Origin of the sequence: Pseudomonas sp. Pse1, from assembly GCF_024519635.1 — a bacterium.
Lineage (GTDB): Bacteria > Pseudomonadota > Gammaproteobacteria > Pseudomonadales > Pseudomonadaceae > Aquipseudomonas.
Window position 1 is genome coordinate 1 of the sequence record NZ_JALJRO010000034.1, and the last position, 17,858, is coordinate 17,858.

General features: G+C 60.9%; 12 protein-coding genes and 1 tRNA gene. 10 read left to right on the forward strand and 3 right to left on the reverse strand.

Features of this window, described 5'->3' with window-relative positions; genetic code table 11:
* The 5 genes from NR126_RS27495 to NR126_RS27515 form a co-directional block, all read left to right on the forward strand.
* On the forward strand, positions 1–2,321 hold a 2,321-nt coding region (locus tag NR126_RS27495; RefSeq protein ID WP_306219051.1), incomplete at its 5' end, for a BapA/Bap/LapF family large adhesin.
* A gap of 266 nt (positions 2,322–2,587) precedes the next feature.
* Positions 2,588–3,985, forward strand: a complete 1,398-nt coding sequence (locus NR126_RS27500) for a TolC family outer membrane protein (RefSeq protein ID WP_177433287.1) — start codon at positions 2,588–2,590, stop codon at positions 3,983–3,985.
* Positions 3,982–6,165, forward strand: coding sequence for a type I secretion system permease/ATPase (locus NR126_RS27505; protein WP_027617206.1), 2,184 nt, complete (start codon positions 3,982–3,984; stop codon positions 6,163–6,165). The genes NR126_RS27500 and NR126_RS27505 overlap by 4 nt, the downstream gene beginning before the upstream one ends.
* Positions 6,166–6,207: 42 nt before the next feature.
* Positions 6,208–7,404 (forward strand): HlyD family efflux transporter periplasmic adaptor subunit, encoded by a 1,197-nt coding sequence (locus NR126_RS27510; RefSeq protein ID WP_256832414.1) that lies wholly within the window; start codon positions 6,208–6,210, stop codon positions 7,402–7,404.
* A gap of 16 nt (positions 7,405–7,420) precedes the next feature.
* Positions 7,421–8,320: a S9 family peptidase gene (locus NR126_RS27515; RefSeq protein ID WP_177327214.1), complete on the forward strand. Its 900-nt coding sequence runs from the start codon at positions 7,421–7,423 to the stop codon at positions 8,318–8,320.
* A 1-nt stretch (position 8,321) separates the two neighbouring features.
* Here the strand turns inward: NR126_RS27515 and NR126_RS27520 are convergent, their stop codons facing one another.
* Positions 8,322–11,465: a Mur ligase family protein gene (locus tag NR126_RS27520; RefSeq protein ID WP_256832415.1), complete on the reverse strand. Its 3,144-nt coding sequence runs from the start codon at positions 11,463–11,465 to the stop codon at positions 8,322–8,324.
* 161 nt (positions 11,466–11,626) lie between these two features.
* Positions 11,627–11,827: a hypothetical protein gene (locus NR126_RS27525; protein WP_027617210.1), complete on the reverse strand. Its 201-nt coding sequence runs from the start codon at positions 11,825–11,827 to the stop codon at positions 11,627–11,629.
* Positions 11,828–12,433: 606 nt separating this feature from the next.
* On the opposite strand from NR126_RS27525, the gene NR126_RS27530 reads away from it, so the two are divergent.
* The 4 genes from NR126_RS27530 (at position 12,434) to pcaG (ending at position 15,690) form a co-directional block, all read left to right on the forward strand.
* Positions 12,434–13,255 carry an AAA family ATPase gene (locus tag NR126_RS27530; RefSeq protein ID WP_105755926.1) on the forward strand — a complete coding sequence of 274 codons (822 nt, stop codon included), beginning with the start codon at positions 12,434–12,436 and terminating at the stop codon, positions 13,253–13,255.
* Between the two features lie 73 nt (positions 13,256–13,328).
* Positions 13,329–14,258, forward strand: a complete 930-nt coding sequence (pcaQ, locus tag NR126_RS27535) for a pca operon transcription factor PcaQ (protein ID WP_027617212.1) — start codon at positions 13,329–13,331, stop codon at positions 14,256–14,258.
* A gap of 97 nt (positions 14,259–14,355) precedes the next feature.
* Positions 14,356–15,075 carry a protocatechuate 3,4-dioxygenase subunit beta gene (gene pcaH, locus NR126_RS27540; protein ID WP_256832416.1) on the forward strand — a complete coding sequence of 240 codons (720 nt, stop codon included), beginning with the start codon at positions 14,356–14,358 and terminating at the stop codon, positions 15,073–15,075.
* A gap of 12 nt (positions 15,076–15,087) precedes the next feature.
* A complete protein-coding gene (gene pcaG, locus NR126_RS27545) occupies positions 15,088–15,690 on the forward strand; it encodes a protocatechuate 3,4-dioxygenase subunit alpha (RefSeq protein ID WP_027617214.1) in 603 nt (200 codons plus the stop codon).
* Positions 15,691–15,882: 192 nt separating this feature from the next.
* Here pcaG and NR126_RS27550 read toward each other — a convergent pair.
* A tRNA-Arg gene (locus NR126_RS27550) sits at positions 15,883–15,959 on the reverse strand.
* Between the two features lie 346 nt (positions 15,960–16,305).
* Between NR126_RS27550 and gabD the strand changes: the two genes are divergently transcribed.
* Positions 16,306–17,748: an NADP-dependent succinate-semialdehyde dehydrogenase gene (gabD, locus tag NR126_RS27555; RefSeq protein WP_027617215.1), complete on the forward strand. Its 1,443-nt coding sequence runs from the start codon at positions 16,306–16,308 to the stop codon at positions 17,746–17,748.
* The last annotated feature ends 110 nt before the right edge of the window (positions 17,749–17,858 follow it).

Sequence of the window (17,858 nt, forward strand, 5' to 3'; positions counted from 1 at the left end):
CCGACGCCGACGCTGATGCTGATGCCGACGCGGATGCCGATGCGGACGCTGATGCCGATGCTGATGCTGATGCCGATGCCGATGCCGATGCCGATGCCGACGCTGATGCCGATGCCGATGCCGATGCCGATGCCGATGCGGATGCGGATGCGGATGCGGATGCCGATGCCGATGCCGATGCCGACGCGGATGCGGATGCTGACGCCGATGCCGATGCCGATGCTGACGCCGATGCCGACGCCGACGCCGACCTAGAAGCCTTCGACGACCTCGCTACGGCAACACTGACGGTGACGAAAGCAACCGCTCACACGGAGCTCAACGACGTCAACGTGTTCTCGACGTTGCAGGTAATAGGGCTTCCACTCATCGGTACACCGACGGCGTCGCAGAGCTTTACGGTGGCGGCGGGCGATACAGGTACCTTGAACCTGACGTTTGGCGGAGCGAGCGTGCTCTCGCTGATAAATGCCGGGGTCTCTGCGAAGCTTGAGGTCAGTGATGGTGCTGGCAATTGGCTCCCAGTTGCTCAAGGAAGCCAACCTGGTGGCCTGCTCGATCTGCTTGGGCTGTTCTCGGGGGCGGCAACCAGCGCGAAAATTGAAGGCCTGGGGTCAGGTGAGTATCGCTTCACGCTCAGCGCGAACCCAACACTGGTAGGTGTTCTTACCAGTGCGACGGCAAAACTGAGTGTCGATAGCCAAAGCCTGACTGATTTCGATGTCACGGCCGCCAGGGTCACTGGCAACGTCATCATCGACAACGGTGTGGATGGAACCCCGGACAATACGGGTATTGCTCACGACGCGACGGTTGCTCAGGTCAATGGCCAGGCGATCACCCCTATTGCAGGGGAGTCAAGCATTGTCCAAGGGTTGTACGGTAGCCTGACAATCTCTGCTGACGGCACTTACAAGTACACGCCGGATGCCATTGCGGCGAACGTCGGTAAGGTCGACAGTTTTGCCTACACGTTGACGACACCGGGGGGCGGGACGGCTTCGGCCAACCTGTACGTGCGCATCGGTAGCGTCGATAGCAGCGTCACCTGGAGTCCTACCGATCCGTCGGCACCAGGAACCGTTACCGTGGTTGCCACCGATGACATCGGCACAGCGCAGATCGACCTGGTCCCTCCAGTCGTTGAAACGGAGCTGAACGACATCACCTACTCGCCTCCGGTGATTGGTTCCAGGACAAAAGAGGGTGATGCCTTTACGGTCGCAGCCGACACCAGCGTGGAGGTGGCTGTCAGCCGTAGCTTTGTCGGACTTGGTGTACTGCCGACGACCACCATCGTCCTGGAGAAATGGGACGGTTCAACCTGGAAACCGGTGCCTGGGCAAACCACCAACGACCCAACCCATACCTTCACCATCAGTGAGGCAGGTGATTATCGGGTGACGTCGACGACCGGGGCCTTGGTTTCGGCCGGTACGATCACGGTTACGCAGACCCTGCACACCACGCTGTTGACGGAGCTCGTTACCGGTCCGGCCACTGCCGCAACAGGCAACGTCCTGGCGCTCAGTGATCACTCCGCAGCAGACAGCCTCGGCTCGACGTTGACGGTGCTGAGTGTGTTGGTCGGTGGCGCCTACGTCATCCCGGGTCAAACCGGAGCCGTGGTCCACGGCCAGTACGGCACGCTGACGCTGCACGCAGACGGTGATTACAGCTACGTACCGAACGCGGGCCTGCCAGTGGCTGATATCGGCAAGGTCGACAGCTTCACCTACAAACTCACCACCCCAGGTGGCCAGGAGGACACCGCCACGCTGTACGTACGCCTTGACTCGCCGGATGTCGATCTGGTTTGGGACGATGCCCATCCGGGCAATCCAGGCACCGAAGCCCTGGGCTTCGCGGCCGCTTCGTTCGAGCAAACCTCGTTCGAAGAGCAATCGTCACACGCCACGATCACCGAAGGTGCCAACGGTGATGACCACATCGCGATCCATGACACCGAGTTTGCAGCGGTGGATGGTGGCGATGGGTTCGACACCCTGGCATGGGACGGTGGCGATGCAACGATTAACTTGAGTCTGCTGGTCGGTAAAGTCAGCGACATCGAGAGCATCGACCTCAACGACTTCAGTGCAGTCAACCTGACCCTGAGTCTGGAAGACCTGGTAGCTGTCACGGCGCCCGAGACGGATAGATTGTTTATCCAGGGCGACGAACAAGACAGCGTCCAACTGACGGGCAACTGGTCGGTGGGAGCCACGCAACTGGAGAACGGGCAGGAGTACGTGGTGTACACCAGCCAGGAAGATGAAACCCATCAACTCTGGGTGCAAAGCGGCGTCAACGTGGTGTAACCACGTTGCAGGCGGGGAGCGTCGGGCCGATGGCCCGGCGTTCTCCTGCCCTTCCTTCAATCACTGAACGTAACCCTCCAGGCGGCGCGCGTGCGTCGTCCTGGCGGTTACCCAACGCATTCGAACAGCGCTGTGCACGCCAGTGAAATGTTCTCGGCAGCATGGCGAAATAGTGGCTATCTTTCTGACAGCACGTCGTATTGGAGCATTACTTGAAGCCTAAGGATCGGTTCGAGTTCCTGTTTGTGACACTGTTGGCCGTGGCCATGCAGTCACTGACTATAGAGAAGGCCGTAGCGCTGACACGCGACTACGCACCTGAAAATCTTTCCACCATCAGCCCAAAAGATGTGGGCCAGCATTTACCGGGCGATTCGTTCGGAGCCAGCCGACCGGCTGCCCCCAGCAACGTGATCCCCGACAACCTCGATCTGCCACGCGCCATTCAATTGGCCGTCGCCTGGCACCCCGCGATTGCGGAGTCCATTGGTCAGCTGTACCAGCAGCACGACAACGTCACCGTCGCCCGCTCGGGTTACTACCCGCAGATCAAGGGCGGTTTCAACAGCGGTTATGACAGCGGCCTGACCGGCAATGGCCAGAGCCAGGCCTTTACCCTGTCGATGTCACAAATGCTCTACGACTTCGGCAAGGTCGACAGCGCGGTGGACAGCGCGGTGGCCCGGCTCAATGGCAAGCAAGCCTCGGTGCTGCTGGCCATCGACCAGGTGGCCCGCGACACTGCATTTGCGGTGATCGAGTTGCAGCGCTACCAGGCCCTGCTGGCGATCTCCCGGGAACAGGTCAAAGGCCTGACGGCGATTGCCGACCTCGCGCAAAAGCGCAGCGACATGGGCGCCAGCACTCGCTCCGACCTGATCCAGGCACGCTCGCGGGTCGAGGCAGCCGTCGCCACGCAACTGCAATACACCGCGCTGTACAACCGCTGGCGCAGCACCCTCGGCAGTTTGCTCGGGGCGCGGACGCCGGTGAGCATCACCGCGAGCATGCCGGCGACGCTCAAGCAGTCCTGCGACGGCATCAATGCCGACCAAGTGCTGACGCCTTCGCTGTTGATCGCCCAGGCCCAGCAGGTCGATGCCCAAGCGCAGATCGCGCAGGCGCGTGCCGAAGCGATGCCGACCGTGTCCCTGGACCCCACCGCCACCCAATACCTGGACAGCAACGACGAGGACGGCAGCGTCGGCGGCCGCGATCGCACGCGCTATGGGGTGTTCCTCAACGTGCAGATGCCGCTGTATCAAGGCGGCGCCATCACCGCTCGAAAATCGGCGGCGGCCCAGGCCCTGCGCGCGGCCGAGGCGGCCAATGATGCCGCACGCCTGGCGGTGCGCCAGGGCTTGCTCGAGGCGCGGGACCAGACGTCCAGCCTCGAACAGCGCCTGTCGACCCTGGATTTTCGTGAACGCAGCATTTCCGAAACCCGCGATTTGTATCGCCAGCAATACCTTGAACTGGGCACGCGACCGCTGCTCGATCTGTTGAACGCCGAACAGGAAATCCACCAGGCCGCCATGGACCGGGCGAACACTGCCGCCGACCTTAACCGCCTGGAAATTGATTGCCTGTACAACAGCAGCGCCCTGCGCACGGCGTTCAACCTGGACAGCAGCACCATCCAAGGTGTGGAGATTCGACCATGAATGACGCCGTCAACCTCGATACCCAGAGCGCGAGTGAACCCCAGAGCCTGGACGCGGCGCTGGCATTGAACTACGAAGGCTGGCTGGAAGCGATTATCAGCGTCGCCCGGCATAACCGCCTGGATTGCTCGGCGCAGAATGTGCGCATTGCCGCGCAGTGGAGCACCGGCGTCGACCTTGACCTGGTACTGCGGCAGATGGCGCGCCAGGCCGGCCTGAGCCTGAAGATTGTTGACTTCTCTGCGGCGTTGCTCGTGCAACGTCGCCTGCCCCTGGTCGTGCAATTGGATGACGGACAAATCGGCGTCCTGCAGACCCTTGGCGACGACGATGAGCTGGGGATTGTCTACAGCGGTGATCAGGGCCTGCAAAGCCGCATCAGCCGGGCCGAACTGATCGCTTGCGCGCGTAAGGCGCTGATCCTGCGCCCAGCGCGGGCGGCGCGGGACTCGCGAGTCGACGACTACGTCAAACCCTACGAAAAGAGCTGGTTCAAAAGTATTGTCTTGCGTGATCTGCGTCCCTACGGTCACGTCATGCTCGCGTCGCTGGCAGCCAACGTGCTGGGCCTGGCCGGCGTCCTGTTTTCGATGCAGGTGTATGACCGGGTGATTCCGGCTGAATCGATGCCGACCCTGTTGGTTTTATTTGGCGGGGTGATGCTGGCGTTGTTCTTCGATTTCATCCTGCGGATCATGCGCGTGCGCATCACCGACCTGCTCGGCAAGCGCGCGGACATGCGCGTCTCCGACCTGGTGTTCGGCCATGCCATTCGCCTGCGCAACAGCGCACGACCGAAATCCACCGGCTCGTTCATCTCGCAGTTACGCGAGCTGGAACAACTGCGCGAACTGATTACCTCGAGCACCGCCAGCGCCCTGGCCGACCTGCCATTTTTCCTGCTGTTCGTAGTGATCTACTGGTTCATCGGCGGACCGTTGGTGGCGGTGCCATTGGGCGCGCTACTGGTGCTGGTGGTGCCAGGGTTGCTGGCGCAGAAGAAACTGGCGCGACTGGCCAACCAGTCGATGCGCGAAAGCTCATTGCGCAGCGCCATGTTGGTGGAGACGGTGCAGGGCCTCGATGACATCAAGATGCTCCAGGCCGAGCAGCGCTTCCAGCAGCAATGGAATCATTATAACGCCACCGCCGCCGAGGCCAGCCTGCGCTCGCGGACCCTCACCAGTGGCCTGGTGACCTGGACCCAGAGTGTGCAGGGCGGGGTGTTCGCCGTGGTGGTGGTGTTCGGTGCGCCGATGGTCATGGCCGGCGATATCACCACCGGTAGCCTGGTGGCTTCGTCGATCCTGGCTTCGCGGATGATGGCACCGATGTCGCAGATCACCATGGTGCTGACCCGTTGGCAGCAGGCCAAAGTGGCGCTGCAGGGCCTGCACCGAATCATGCAATTGCCGGTCGACCAGCCCGAAGGCAGCAAGCGCGTGCAGCTGCCGGTGGTGCAGGGCAACTACGAGTTCAAGCAGGCGGAGTTCAAGTACAGCGAAGACGCCCCGATGCCGGCCCTGCTGGTCAAGGACCTGAAGATCGCCCCCGGCGAACGCATCGCCGTGCTCGGGCGCAACGGCGCCGGCAAGTCGACGCTGTTGCAGGCGATGGCCGGAATGATCGACCTGAGTTCGGGGTCGCTGACCCTGGACGGCGTCGGCCTGAGCCATATCGACCCGGCCGATGTGCGCCGCGATGTCGGCTTGCTGACCCAGAACTCGCGGCTGTTCCACGGCACCCTGCGGGAGAACCTGATGCTGGGTGCGCCCCATGCCAGTGACCAGGAGATCCTCGAGGCATTGACCCTGACCGGCGCCCTGGAATTCATCAGCAAATTCCCGCTTGGCATGGACCATATGATTCTTGAGGGCGGGTTGGGCCTGTCCGGCGGCCAGCGGCAGTCGCTGTTGCTGTCGCGGCTGATCATTCGTCAGCCGCAGATCGTGCTGCTGGACGAACCGACCGCGGCCCTCGATGACGCCAGCGAGCGCAAGCTGATCCAGGGCCTCGACCAGTGGGGCGCGCAACGCACGCTGATCATCGCCACGCACCGCATGAGTGTGCTGAGTCTGGTGGACCGGATCATCGTCGTCGACAACGGCACGGTGGTCATCGACGACACCAAGGACAACGCCATTGCTCGGCTTTCCAAACCCAGGAATCAGGCGCAATGAGCCGGCTGAAACTGCAATCGACTGCGCTGAAGGATAGTTCGCATGGCTACTGACAACCGTACCCCCGAGCATGCCCAGGCTCACGACGACGGCCTCGATGACGTAACCGTAGTCCGCTCCACCCGCGTCGTCTGGTGCGTGGCGCTGATGCTGCTGGCCTTCGGCACCTGGGCGTACCTGTTTGAAGTCGACGAGGTGTCGACCGGCACCGGCAAGGTCATCCCCAGTTCGCGCGAGCAGGTGATCCAGTCTCTGGAAGGCGGGATCATTGCCGAGCTGAATGTCGCCGAGGGCGATATCGTTACGCAGGGGCAGATCCTCGCCAAGCTCGACCCGACCAAGACCGAGTCCAACTTCGGCGAGAGCGCGGCCAAGTACCGCGCCTCACTGGCCAGCGTGGCGCGCCTGCAGGCGGAAGTGAACGGCACCGCACTGAGCTTCCCCGCGGAACTCAAGGCCTACCCGGCCTTGATGGCCGCCGAAACCGATCTGTACCAGACCCGGCGCAAGGGCCTGGAAGAGTCCCAGGCCGGGGTGCGCACTTCGTTGGGGCTGGTACGCAGTGAACTGGAGATCACCGAAAACCTGGCCCGGGTCGGCGCCGCGAGCAACGTCGAGGTGCTGCGCCTGAAGCGGCAGAAATCCGAGCTGGAACTCAAGCTGACCCAGTCACGCTCCGAGTACATGGTGCGGGCCGGCGAGGAACTGGCCAAGGCCAACTCCGATGTGCAGACCCTGTCCTCGGTGCTCATGGGCCGTTCCGACTCGGTCACCCGGCTGACCTTGCGTTCGCCGGTGCGTGGCATCGTCAAGGACATCGAGGTCACCACCATCGGTGGGATCATTCCGCCCAACGGCCGTTTGATGCAGATCGTACCCATGGACGACCAGTTGCTAATCGAAGCGCGTATTTCTCCCCGGGACATTGCCTTCATCCATCCCGACCAGGAGGCCAAGGTCAAGATCACCGCCTACGACTACTCGATCTACGGCAGCATGGACGGCAAGGTGGTGACGATCTCCCCGGATACCATCCAGGATGAAGTCAAACCCGAGGTGTTCTACTACCGGGTGTTCATCCGCACCAACGACAACGAACTGCACAACAAGGCCGGCAAAGCGTTCTCGATTGTGCCGGGGATGATCGCCGCGGCGGATATCAAGACCGGGCAGAAGACTGTGCTCGATTTCTTGATCAAACCGATGAACCGGGCGCGTGAAGCGCTGCGCGAACGTTAGTGGGCGAGGCAGCGGCATGTTCGGATTGAAACCCGTGCGCGGGGTATGGGCGCTGGCTCTGCTAACCAGCTTGAGCGTGTCGGTTGGCGCCAGCGATGATTCGCCGCTGCTGTGGAATTCCGCCCCCGATCGCGCCAGATGCAACGATCCGGACTCGGCCCTGTGGGTCGAGTCTGCCAGCGGCGAATCCTGCATCCGCTATTTTAGCGGCGAGGCTCTGGATCATGCGCCGGTGGTGATCGTGATGTTCCACGGTGACCGCGACAAGGAGATGCGCCAGGCACCCGAGGTGATCGCCGGCAATACCGTTGCGGCCAAAGACAAGCAGGCGGCGACCCTCAGTCGGCGCGCCCATGTTCCGGTGGTGATTGTCGCGCGCCCGGGGACATACGGCTCCAGCGGCAACCATCTGCATCGGCGTCAGGCCAGCGAATTCCAGCCTCTGGATGCGGCGCTGGATGCGTTGCGCGCACGCTATTCGATCGGCAGGTTCGTCCTGCTCGGCCACAGTGGTGGGGCGACGGCGGTAGCGGCGCTACTGACATTGGGGCGCGAGGATGTGCAGTGCGCGGTCATGACCTCAGGAGCATTTGACCTGCTGAAGCGGGCACAGATGGTTCGTCAAAGAAGAGGCCTGCCGCCGCGTGAAGGGCGCGACACCAATGGCCTGCTCAACCCCTACGATCCCCTGGAGCATGTCGACGGCATCGTCAAAACACCTGGGCAGGCGCTGTTCGTGATCGGCAACCCTGAAGACCAAATCACCTCCTTCGCGCTGCAGCAGAATTTTTTTCAGGCGCTGCAGGCGGCGGGGCTGCCGGCGCAGTTGATCGAAGCGCCGGCGGTGAGTCCGACCTTCCACCATCTGCGCAACGACATCGGCCTGAAGACCGCGGCGCGCTGCGCCCGGCCCTGAGTCAGGGGGTCGCCAATGCCGGCTCGGTGTTGGTCAGCGATTCCACCAGTTCTGACAAACGGGTGCCGCCCGAGCTTTTGACCAACACATAGTCATCTGCACGGAACCAGCGCGCGGCGTGCTCGGGCAGTTGTTCGCGCAATGCACTGACGTCCTCGAACCACTCGATGCTCAACTGCCCGCGCAACTGCGCGTACAGCCCGTGCATCAACGGGCCGCACAGCAGGGTATGGCGCGGTTTGGCCGCCAGCAGGTGCTCGGCCAGTTCCAGGTGATAACGCTGGCTGTCGGGGCCGAGCTCAAGCATATCGCCCAGCACGGCGACCCGTTGTTGCGGTAGCCCAGGTAGCTCGGCGAGCATTTTCAGCGAGGCACCCATCGAGCCGGGATTGGCGTTGTAAGCGTCGTTGATCAACTGGTACGCACCGCCCTCGCAGTGAACCGTCAGGGTATTGCCGCGACCTTGCACCGCTTCGAAGGTCTCCAGTGCGATCAGGGCTTGTTCGGTGGGCAAGCCGGCGGCAATCAGCGCGGCCAGGACCGACAAGGCGTTGAGTACCATGTGGTGGCCACGGGCGCGCAAGCTGAAGTGCAGTGGCGCGCCACGGAAACTGGCCGTGACCTGCAAATGCGAGGGCGTGGTGACACAGTCGATCAGCCGCAGGTCGGCCTGAGCATGCTCGCCGTAGCTGAGTTGGGACAATTGCGCGCGCCGGGCGGCATCCGCGAACACCTGGTAGTACGGCATGTCGTGGTTCAACACCGCGTGCCCGCCGGGCGCCATGGACCTGAAGATCGCGCTTTTCTTGCGTGCGACATTCTCCAGGGTGCCGTGGTACTCCAGATGTGCCGGCGACAGGCTGGTGACCACGGCAATGTGCGGGCGTACCAACTCGGAGTTGATCGGCATCCTGCCCACGGCCATTTCCAACACCCAAAAACGCGCTGGGGCGGTCATGCACGACAGGTTCCAGGCGATGCCGTGGGGCAGATTGGCGTTGCCTTCGGTCTGTGCCACCGGTCCCAGTTGCTGCAGGGCATGGGTGAGCATCGCGACCACCGTGGTCTTGCCGGCGCTGCCGGTGACGCCGAACACTTGGCCGCCGAAGTTCAGGCGGGCATGTCGTCCCATTTGCAGCATCGCTTCGGCAGTGTCGGCGACTTGCAGCACCGGCAGGCCGGTGTCGAGGTAGGGCGTCGGTTCGACGCAGACGAAGGCTGACGGCCGGCGGGATGGATCAGCGTTGGCCCACATCCGCGCCAAATGCGCTTCGTTGGGGCGCGCAGGGCTCGGTGGGCGACTCAGCATACGCTGGTAGTTGCCGAAGACCATCGAAGGCACCAGGCCGCTGGCTTGCCAATCGGCGGGTGGAGCGACCACCCAGGTGCCGCCGGTTGCCCGGGCCACAGTGGCCGCGTCCCAGTGCCAGCCGTCTTGTGTGCGCGGCAGTGCGCGAGCGACCTGAGGCGCGCCATCACGCAGGTACTGGTGATAGGCGATCAGCCCGGACAAGTAGTGTTCGACGTCGTCGATGCGCACCCGAAACGCGTGGTGGCGAATGAAGAACGCACCGACGATGCGCGCCGGATTGCGAAAGAACATGGCGATTTCCGGCCAGAAATAGCCATTCATCAAATGCCCGGCACGGTGGTGCAGGGCGCGGTAGAAAGCCTGTAGGTCGACTTCATTGAGCAAGTGGCGCAACTCCGGCATTTGCTCGATCCGCTGCAGCATCTGCTGGGCGGCCATCATCAGTTCCAGCAGGGTCGGGAAGGTGGTGATGCGCTGCTGGACGAAGCCCAGGTAGTCGACGAAGTTGTTCAGGCCGAAACGGAAGTATTTTTCCTCGGGACGGTAGCGCGTCAGCTCGTTGACGCAGTAGCTCAGCCAGTGGTCGTGCTCGCGGTGGTGCTGTTTGGCGATGAAGTAGTCGAAGGCTTTTTCAACCACCTGCAGCCAGCGCTCGTCGCCGCTCAGGCCATACAAGCGCATCAGGCCAAAGGCCGCTTCGCCGTCGTAGTAGATGATCCGGAAGGGCGCCTTGATGCTCAGGTCGCCGGCGTGCAAAACGTGATTGAAGCCGCCGGTGCGCGGGTCCTGCATTGAGGCGATGCCGTTGGCCAGCGCGGACAGCAACGGCAAGTAATCGCGGCTGTCGGTGACTTCGCAGTATTTGACCAGGGCCAGCAGGCAAACCGCATTACCGCCTAATTTGATCTCATCGCCGGTATCCACCAGGAATGCTGCAGCGCTGCCGTCGGCCAGGGTGTAGGGCTTGATCAGCTGCGTGGTGAGATAGCCGAGCGCACGCTGGATCGACCCATGCAGCGCTTCGTCGCCGGTCAGTGCAAAGGCTTCGATCATCGAGTAGGTGGTGCTGGCATGGCGCAGGGCGTTGTAGTTTTCGATGGTGCGATCGAAGCAGGGGAACACGCCGTAGACGAACTGCCCGCTGTCTTTGACCTGGCGACTGAGAAACTCGGAGGCCGTGACCACCTTGTCGCGAACATCGCCAGCGCTCAGCTCGGCAGTTTTGCGTCGGCCCACGCTGGAACCGTTGCCATGCAACTCATGGACGACACCGTCTTCAGCACAAAAAACGCCTCGGGTCTGAAACAGGTAGACCTGTGTGCCGGGGTTGTCCTGTGCGGCCATCACCGCGTCCAGTGCGGCCGAATCACTGAAGCGCTTTTTCACGTAGACCGAAAAGTTGCCCAGGTTGAACGTGGCCAGGGGCATGTTGGCGCCGCCGTAGAGGATGGCGTTGGCGTTGATTTCCTGTTCGGTCAGCGCGGTTTTCAGCGCCGGGTCGAAAGCGATGCCCTGCCTGAAATAGTTGCGCTTGTAACGCTTGAGACGCTCCAGCAGTTGGGCCCAGGACAATGAGGTCACATTAACTGCACGCTCGACTCGCAACCAAAGTGCGCTGTCGGAAAGTTCGAGCGCCTGCAGGGCCTGCAGTCCGTCGTTCCAGGCCGCCTCGAAGCTGGCTGCACCCACCTGGAACACCCGCGCCCGCTGGGAGCCATCACTGATGGAAAAGAACAGACAGCAGACCGTTGGGTTGTCATCCTCGGTTGTGAGCTCGGCATTCTGCTGCTGGAGAAAGTTGTAACAAGCCGTTAGTTGCTGTTTCAAAGACATAAGAAAATCCATTGTCAACGTCAGTTGAAGACAGGGGCAGGGCGAAGTGCTCTATGTACGCAACAGGATAATTATGTGAGCTGCGTCACAGTTAGCGTCATTGCTCCCCACCGAAATGGGCTGATTCAGGTGGGGAGTTGGGAAGACTTAGTACGCGGGTCCTAATTAAGTGGAAAATTATCTTCGCGAATCGATTCCTCTGCGGAAAAATTGATCGGCTGATCAAATTCGCTCAAGTGGTTTTTGATTAGTTTTCTGAGAATTTGCGATACGGTTAGATCAACTGTCTCAGAGAGATCTTCTAATTTCTTTTTCGTCGGAAGATCGATCAATATAGTGAGGCGCGCGGTTTTCTTGTGCATATGCGATCCTTCTCTCCCGTCGCGATATTACAGCGACGGTTGGTTCTCCAATTCCCGATAAAAAATAGGGCTTTAGGTGGAAATTCCAAAGCTCAGTAAGGACTCTAATTCAACCGCTGAAGATTTTCTACATTAGCGGAAAAAAAATATCACCCTCCCGTGAGCCTTGATTTAAAGGGTTTTGTGACTGCTATTGGCCCCTCGTTACAATCAAGCACACATCTTATTATCATCATATTAGGAGGTTTTTTCGTCTCTGCAAGGCACATTCCAAATTGATCGCAAATCACGTTAAGGTAATGCTTTTGGATTAAATACAATTGTCCGGAAACCAGACTCTTTGGCGTGTTTTGAGGCGTGTATCATTATTCATCTCAGGTGGTTATTCGCAGCGTACTGTCCTCCTTTCTGGCGCTTGAGGTTAAGGCTGTTTAGTTGTGTGGTGGTCGCCTCGCGGATTCCCGGGTGTCGATACTTTGGGTGTCGGGTAAAGGCGTTGACGTTATCTATAACAACTAATTAAAAAGTATTAAGTGTCCAACAAACCTGCCCAGCAATTGTTGTAAAGGACAGAACTGCTTTATGCATGCAATAGACCCATTGAAAATTACTCCCGTGCATCGCGTGCGCGTTATTGCGGTCGGCGGCGGCAAAGGGGGTGTTGGTAAAACCACGGTGGCGGTTAATCTTGCCGTGGCGCTGGCAAAAGCTGGAAAGCGCGTGGTATTGCTCGATGCCGACCTGGGGCTGGGCAGTATCGATGTACTGTTGGGGTTGCTCCCTCGGCTCACCCTGGCGGACGTCATTGATGGGCGCTGCAGTCTTGTGGAGGCACTTATCCGCGGCCCCGGCGGAATTCGCATCGCACCCGCAGCGTCGGGCCTGCAGAGCATGCTCAAGCTGCAACCCGCGCAGTTTCGTGCGCTCACCCATGCATTCAGTGCAATCAGTGAAGAGCTGGATGTTTTGATCATCGACACGGCCGGCGGTCTGGGGCAATGGGTATTGAGTTTTCTGCAGGCGGCGCAGGAAGTTTTGCTGGTGATGTGCAACGAGCCGGCCTCGGTCCGCGGGACCGCTAACCTGATCAAGTTGCTTCACCAGGACTACGGCCTTCACCGTTTTCGGATACTGGTCAACAAGTCAGAAGGGCCACTCGAGAGCCGTAAGCTGTTTGCCGAGTTACATAGGTACACCGACCCTTTTCTCGATGTGCAACTGCATTACATAGGCGCAGTCCCCAACGACGATGCTGTGGCAAAGGCCGTGCGCAAGCGTCAGGCGGTGGTCGATGGTTACGCGCGTTCCAAGTTCGCCCGGGCGTTTCGCGACCTCGCCTTGAAAACCGAGGCCTGGCCGCTGCCGACTCACCCCGCCGGGCATGTAGAGTTTTTCGTCGAGCAACTGGCGCAGAGTTCCAGGGGCTGAGCTCATCGCGGTGTTGCTCGCGCAGCACTTTCAACAATAATGGACGCCACACCTTCTCAGGCAGAGCGTCCGCTTGAACATCGATACCCGCATCAAATTCCGCCATCTGCTGTGTTTTCTCGAAGTCGCGCGCCAGGGCAGCCTGGCCCGCGCCTGCGACAAACTGGCGATCAGCCAGCCGGCGCTGTCGAAGACCCTGAAGGAGCTGGAGACCCTTCTCGACTCCACCCTGTTCGAGCGCAGCAAAAAGGGCACGACCCTGACCGAGGCCGGTGTGGCGTTCCTGCGTTACGCCGGGCCGAGCGTGCAATCGCTGCGTGAGGGGGTGAACAGTCTGCGCTCCGGGGTGCACGAGCCCATCACCCTGCAGCTCGGCGTGCTGTCCACTGTCGAAAGCCTGTTGGTGCCGGAAGTGGTCTGCCGGCTGCATCAACGGCATCCGGCGCTGGTGGTGAAAATCGTGACCGGGGCCAGTGCTCATCTGTTGGCGCAACTGCGCGTCGGTGAGCTGGATCTGGTGGTGGGGCGCATGACCGACAGCCCGGCGATTCTCGGCCTGGCCTTCGAGCATCTTTATAGCGAGTCCATGACCCTGGTGGTGCGTACCGGTCATCCGGTTTTGGCCGATCCACAGGGCCAACACAACTTGCAGGACTATCCGTTGGTCCTGCCGTCGGCGGGCACCACTATTCGCAAATTTGCCGACAGTCTCTTCGTGCAGCACGGCATCACCCCGTCGCGGCAACGCCTGGAAACCCTGTCGGTGGCCCTGAGCCGGCGCTACGTGCAATCCAGCCAGGCGATCTGGGTCGCGCCGCTGGACGCGGTCCGCCAGGACTTGCGCCAGGGTGATCTGGTCGAGCTGGACCTGGGCATGCGCGAGCCCGGCGGCTCGGTAGGGCTGTGCAGCAACCCGGCCTTGCCGCTGACGTCCGCGGCGCAATGGTGCGCGCAGGTGCTGCGTGAGGTGGGTGAGGAATACCGCGGTGGCCACTATCCATAACTATTTGGATATGGATAGGGTCGGTATTTTCAATGTTTGATTGGGCCGCAACAGGCGAAGCTTACGGACCTTTCACCATAATAATAGGAAGTACGACATGTCCGACGCGCACGACAGCCGCTTCGTCATTCGTGACCGTAATTGGCATCCCAAAGCCCTGACGCCTGACTACAAGACCTCGATCCTGCGCTCGCCACGCCAAGCCCTGGTGAGCATTCCGCAATCGGTCTCGGAAACCAGCGGTCCGGACTTCTCCCACCTGCGCATGGGCAAGTACGACAACGACTTGCTGCTGAACTTCAATAACGGCGGGCTGCCGATTGGTGAGCGCATCCTCATCGCCGGTCGCGTCTGTGATCAGTACGGTAAGCCGATTCCCCATACCCTGGTGGAAATGTGGCAAGCCAACGCCGGCGGCCGTTACCGCCATAAGAAGGACAGCTACCTGGCGCCGCTGGACCCGAACTTTGGTGGCGTCGGCCGTGCGCTGACCGACCGCGATGGCAATTACAGCTTCCGCACCGTCAAACCCGGCCCGTACCCATGGCGCAATGGCCCCAACGACTGGCGCCCGGCCCACGTGCATGTGTCCATCAGCGGCCCGTCCATCGCCACGCGGCTGATTACCCAGCTTTATTTCGAAGGGGATCCACTGATCCCGATGTGCCCGATCGTCAAGTCGATTGCCAACCAGGAAGCGGTGCAGAGCCTGATCGCCAAACTGGACATGAGCATGGCCAATCCGATGGATTGCCTGGCCTATCGCTTTGACATCGTCCTGCGCGGCCAGCGCAAGACCCACTTCGAAAACTGCTGAGGAGGCCTGCACATGCCCGTTCAACTGCTGAATGAAACCCCATCGCAAACCGCCGGCCCCTATGTGCACATCGGCCTGGCGCTGGAAACCGCCGGCAACGAGCCGCGCGAAGAGGAAATCTGGAACCAGATGGCCAAGCCCGGCGCACCCGGCGAGCACATCGTGGTGGTGGGTTGCGTCTACGACGGCAACGGCCAACTGATTCGCGATGCGTTCCTGGAATGCTGGCAGGCCGACCACCAGGGCGTCTACGACAGCGACTACGACCTGCAAAAGCCGTTCAACGGCTTCGGTCGCACCGCCACCACCGATGCTGGCGAATGGACGATCAACACCATCAAGCCAGGCGTCGTGAAAAACGCCGCCGGCGTACCGATGGCCGCGCACATCAACGTGTCGCTGTTCGCCCGTGGCATCAACATCCACCTGCAGACCCGCCTGTACTTCGACGACGAAGCCGAGGCCAACGCCGTGGACCCGGTGCTGAACCTGATCGAACAACCCCACCGCCGCGAATCGCTGATCGCCAAGCGCTGCACGGTGGACGGCAAGCTGGCTTATCGCTTTGATATTTATCTGCAGGGCCCAGCGGAGACCGTGTTCTTCGATTTCTGAGGACGGCGCCTGGTCTAGCTGTTTGGCGTGGAGCTGCCACTGTTCGTGACCAAGCGAATCGCTGGCAGCTGCGCGCAGGTGGGTAACCCGGGAGTCCGGCAAGCCCGAAGACGTCCCGCACACCGCCGCCAAAAAACACCCACAAAAAAGCCCCAGACCCGTAAGGCCTGAGGCTTTTTCTTTACAGCTGTATGGTGCACCAGGCGGGATTCGAACCCACGACCCCTGCCTTCGGAGGGCAGTACTCTATCCAGCTGAGCTACTGGTGCAGCGGGCGCCATGATACGCATAAGCGTGGCGGGCGTCCATGCTGCTGAAAAACCTGTTGTTTTGCCTCTGTCGACGCGCGTTCGTAACGTTGATCCGAAATACTGGGCAAAAGTCGGCTTCACGTTCTTTTTTTCGAACAGCCTATTGTCCTTTACCCCCTTTGATCCTAGGATTCGTTTGAGATTTCAAACGCTCTTGTCTGGGTGCTGAACCGCACGTGTTTCGAACCGTGCGCTATTTATGTGCTTCAGCCCGGTGAATGAGTTCCCTGACGGCAGCCCAAGGGCGCCTTTCTACAATCATAATTCGCTCCGCGCGTGCGCGGTGCTGTTAAGGAAAGCCGACATGCAGCTTAAAGATTCCCTGTTGTTCCGCCAGCAAGCCTTCATCGATGGTGCTTGGGTAGATGCGGACAATGGTCAGACGATCAACGTCAACAACCCGGCTACGGGCGATATTCTGGGCACCGTACCGAAAATGGGCGCTGCCGAAACCCGCCGTGCCATCGAAGCTGCCGACAAGGCGCTGCCGGCCTGGCGTGCACTGACCGCCAAAGAGCGGGCGAACAAGCTGCGTCGCTGGTACGAATTGCTGATCGAAAACCAGGAAGACCTCGGTCGCCTGATGACCCTCGAGCAGGGCAAGCCATTGGCCGAAGCCAAGGGCGAAATCGTTTACGCTGCCTCCTTCATCGAATGGTTCGCCGAAGAAGCCAAGCGCATCTACGGTGACGTGATCCCGGGCCACCAGCCAGACAAGCGCCTGATCGTGATCAAGCAGCCAATCGGCGTGACTGCAGCGATCACTCCGTGGAACTTCCCGGCCGCCATGATCACCCGTAAAGCTGGCCCGGCCCTGGCCGCCGGTTGCACCATGGTGATCAAGCCTGCTTCGCAAACTCCATTCTCGGCCCTGGCCCTGGTTGAACTGGCGCACCGTGCCGGCATCCCGAAAGGCGTGCTGAGCGTGGTGACCGGCAGCGCCGGCGACATCGGCGGCGAGCTGACCAGCAACCCGATCGTGCGCAAGCTGTCGTTCACCGGCTCGACCGAAATCGGTCGCCAGCTGATGGCCGAATGCGCCAAGGACATCAAGAAAGTGTCCCTGGAGCTGGGTGGCAACGCGCCGTTCATCGTGTTCGACGACGCGGACCTGGATAAGGCCGTCGAAGGCGCAATCATTTCCAAGTACCGCAACAACGGCCAGACCTGCGTCTGCGCCAACCGCCTGTACATCCAGGACTCGATCTACGACGCCTTCGCCGAGAAACTCGCGGCGGCCGTGGCCAAGCTGAAGATCGGCAACGGTCTGGAAGAAGGCACCACCACTGGTCCGTTGATTGACGGCAAGGCCGTGGCCAAGGTCCAGGAACACATCGCTGACGCCCTGAGCAAAGGCGCAACCCTGCTCACCGGCGGCAAGGTGATGGAAGGCAACTTCTTCGAACCGACCATCCTCACCAACGTGCCGAAAACCGCGGCCGTGGCCAAGGAAGAAACCTTCGGCCCACTGGCGCCGCTGTTCCGCTTCAAAGACGAAGCCGAAGTGATCGCGATGTCCAACGACACCGAGTTCGGTCTGGCCTCGTACTTCTATGCCCGCGACCTGGGCCGTGTGTTCCGTGTGGCCGAGGCCCTGGAATACGGCATGGTTGGCGTGAATACCGGGTTGATCTCCAACGAAGTCGCGCCGTTCGGCGGCATCAAGGCGTCGGGCCTGGGCCGTGAAGGCTCCAAGTACGGCATCGAGGATTACCTGGAAATCAAATACCTGTGCCTGGGCATCTAAGCCGCAAGGCTTGAGCCGGGCAGGGCATTGCTTGAAACGCAAAGGGCACGAGAGCGCTGACCCTTTGCGTGTTTCACCGGATTCTTATCTGTGGCCGGGAAAGCTGTGGC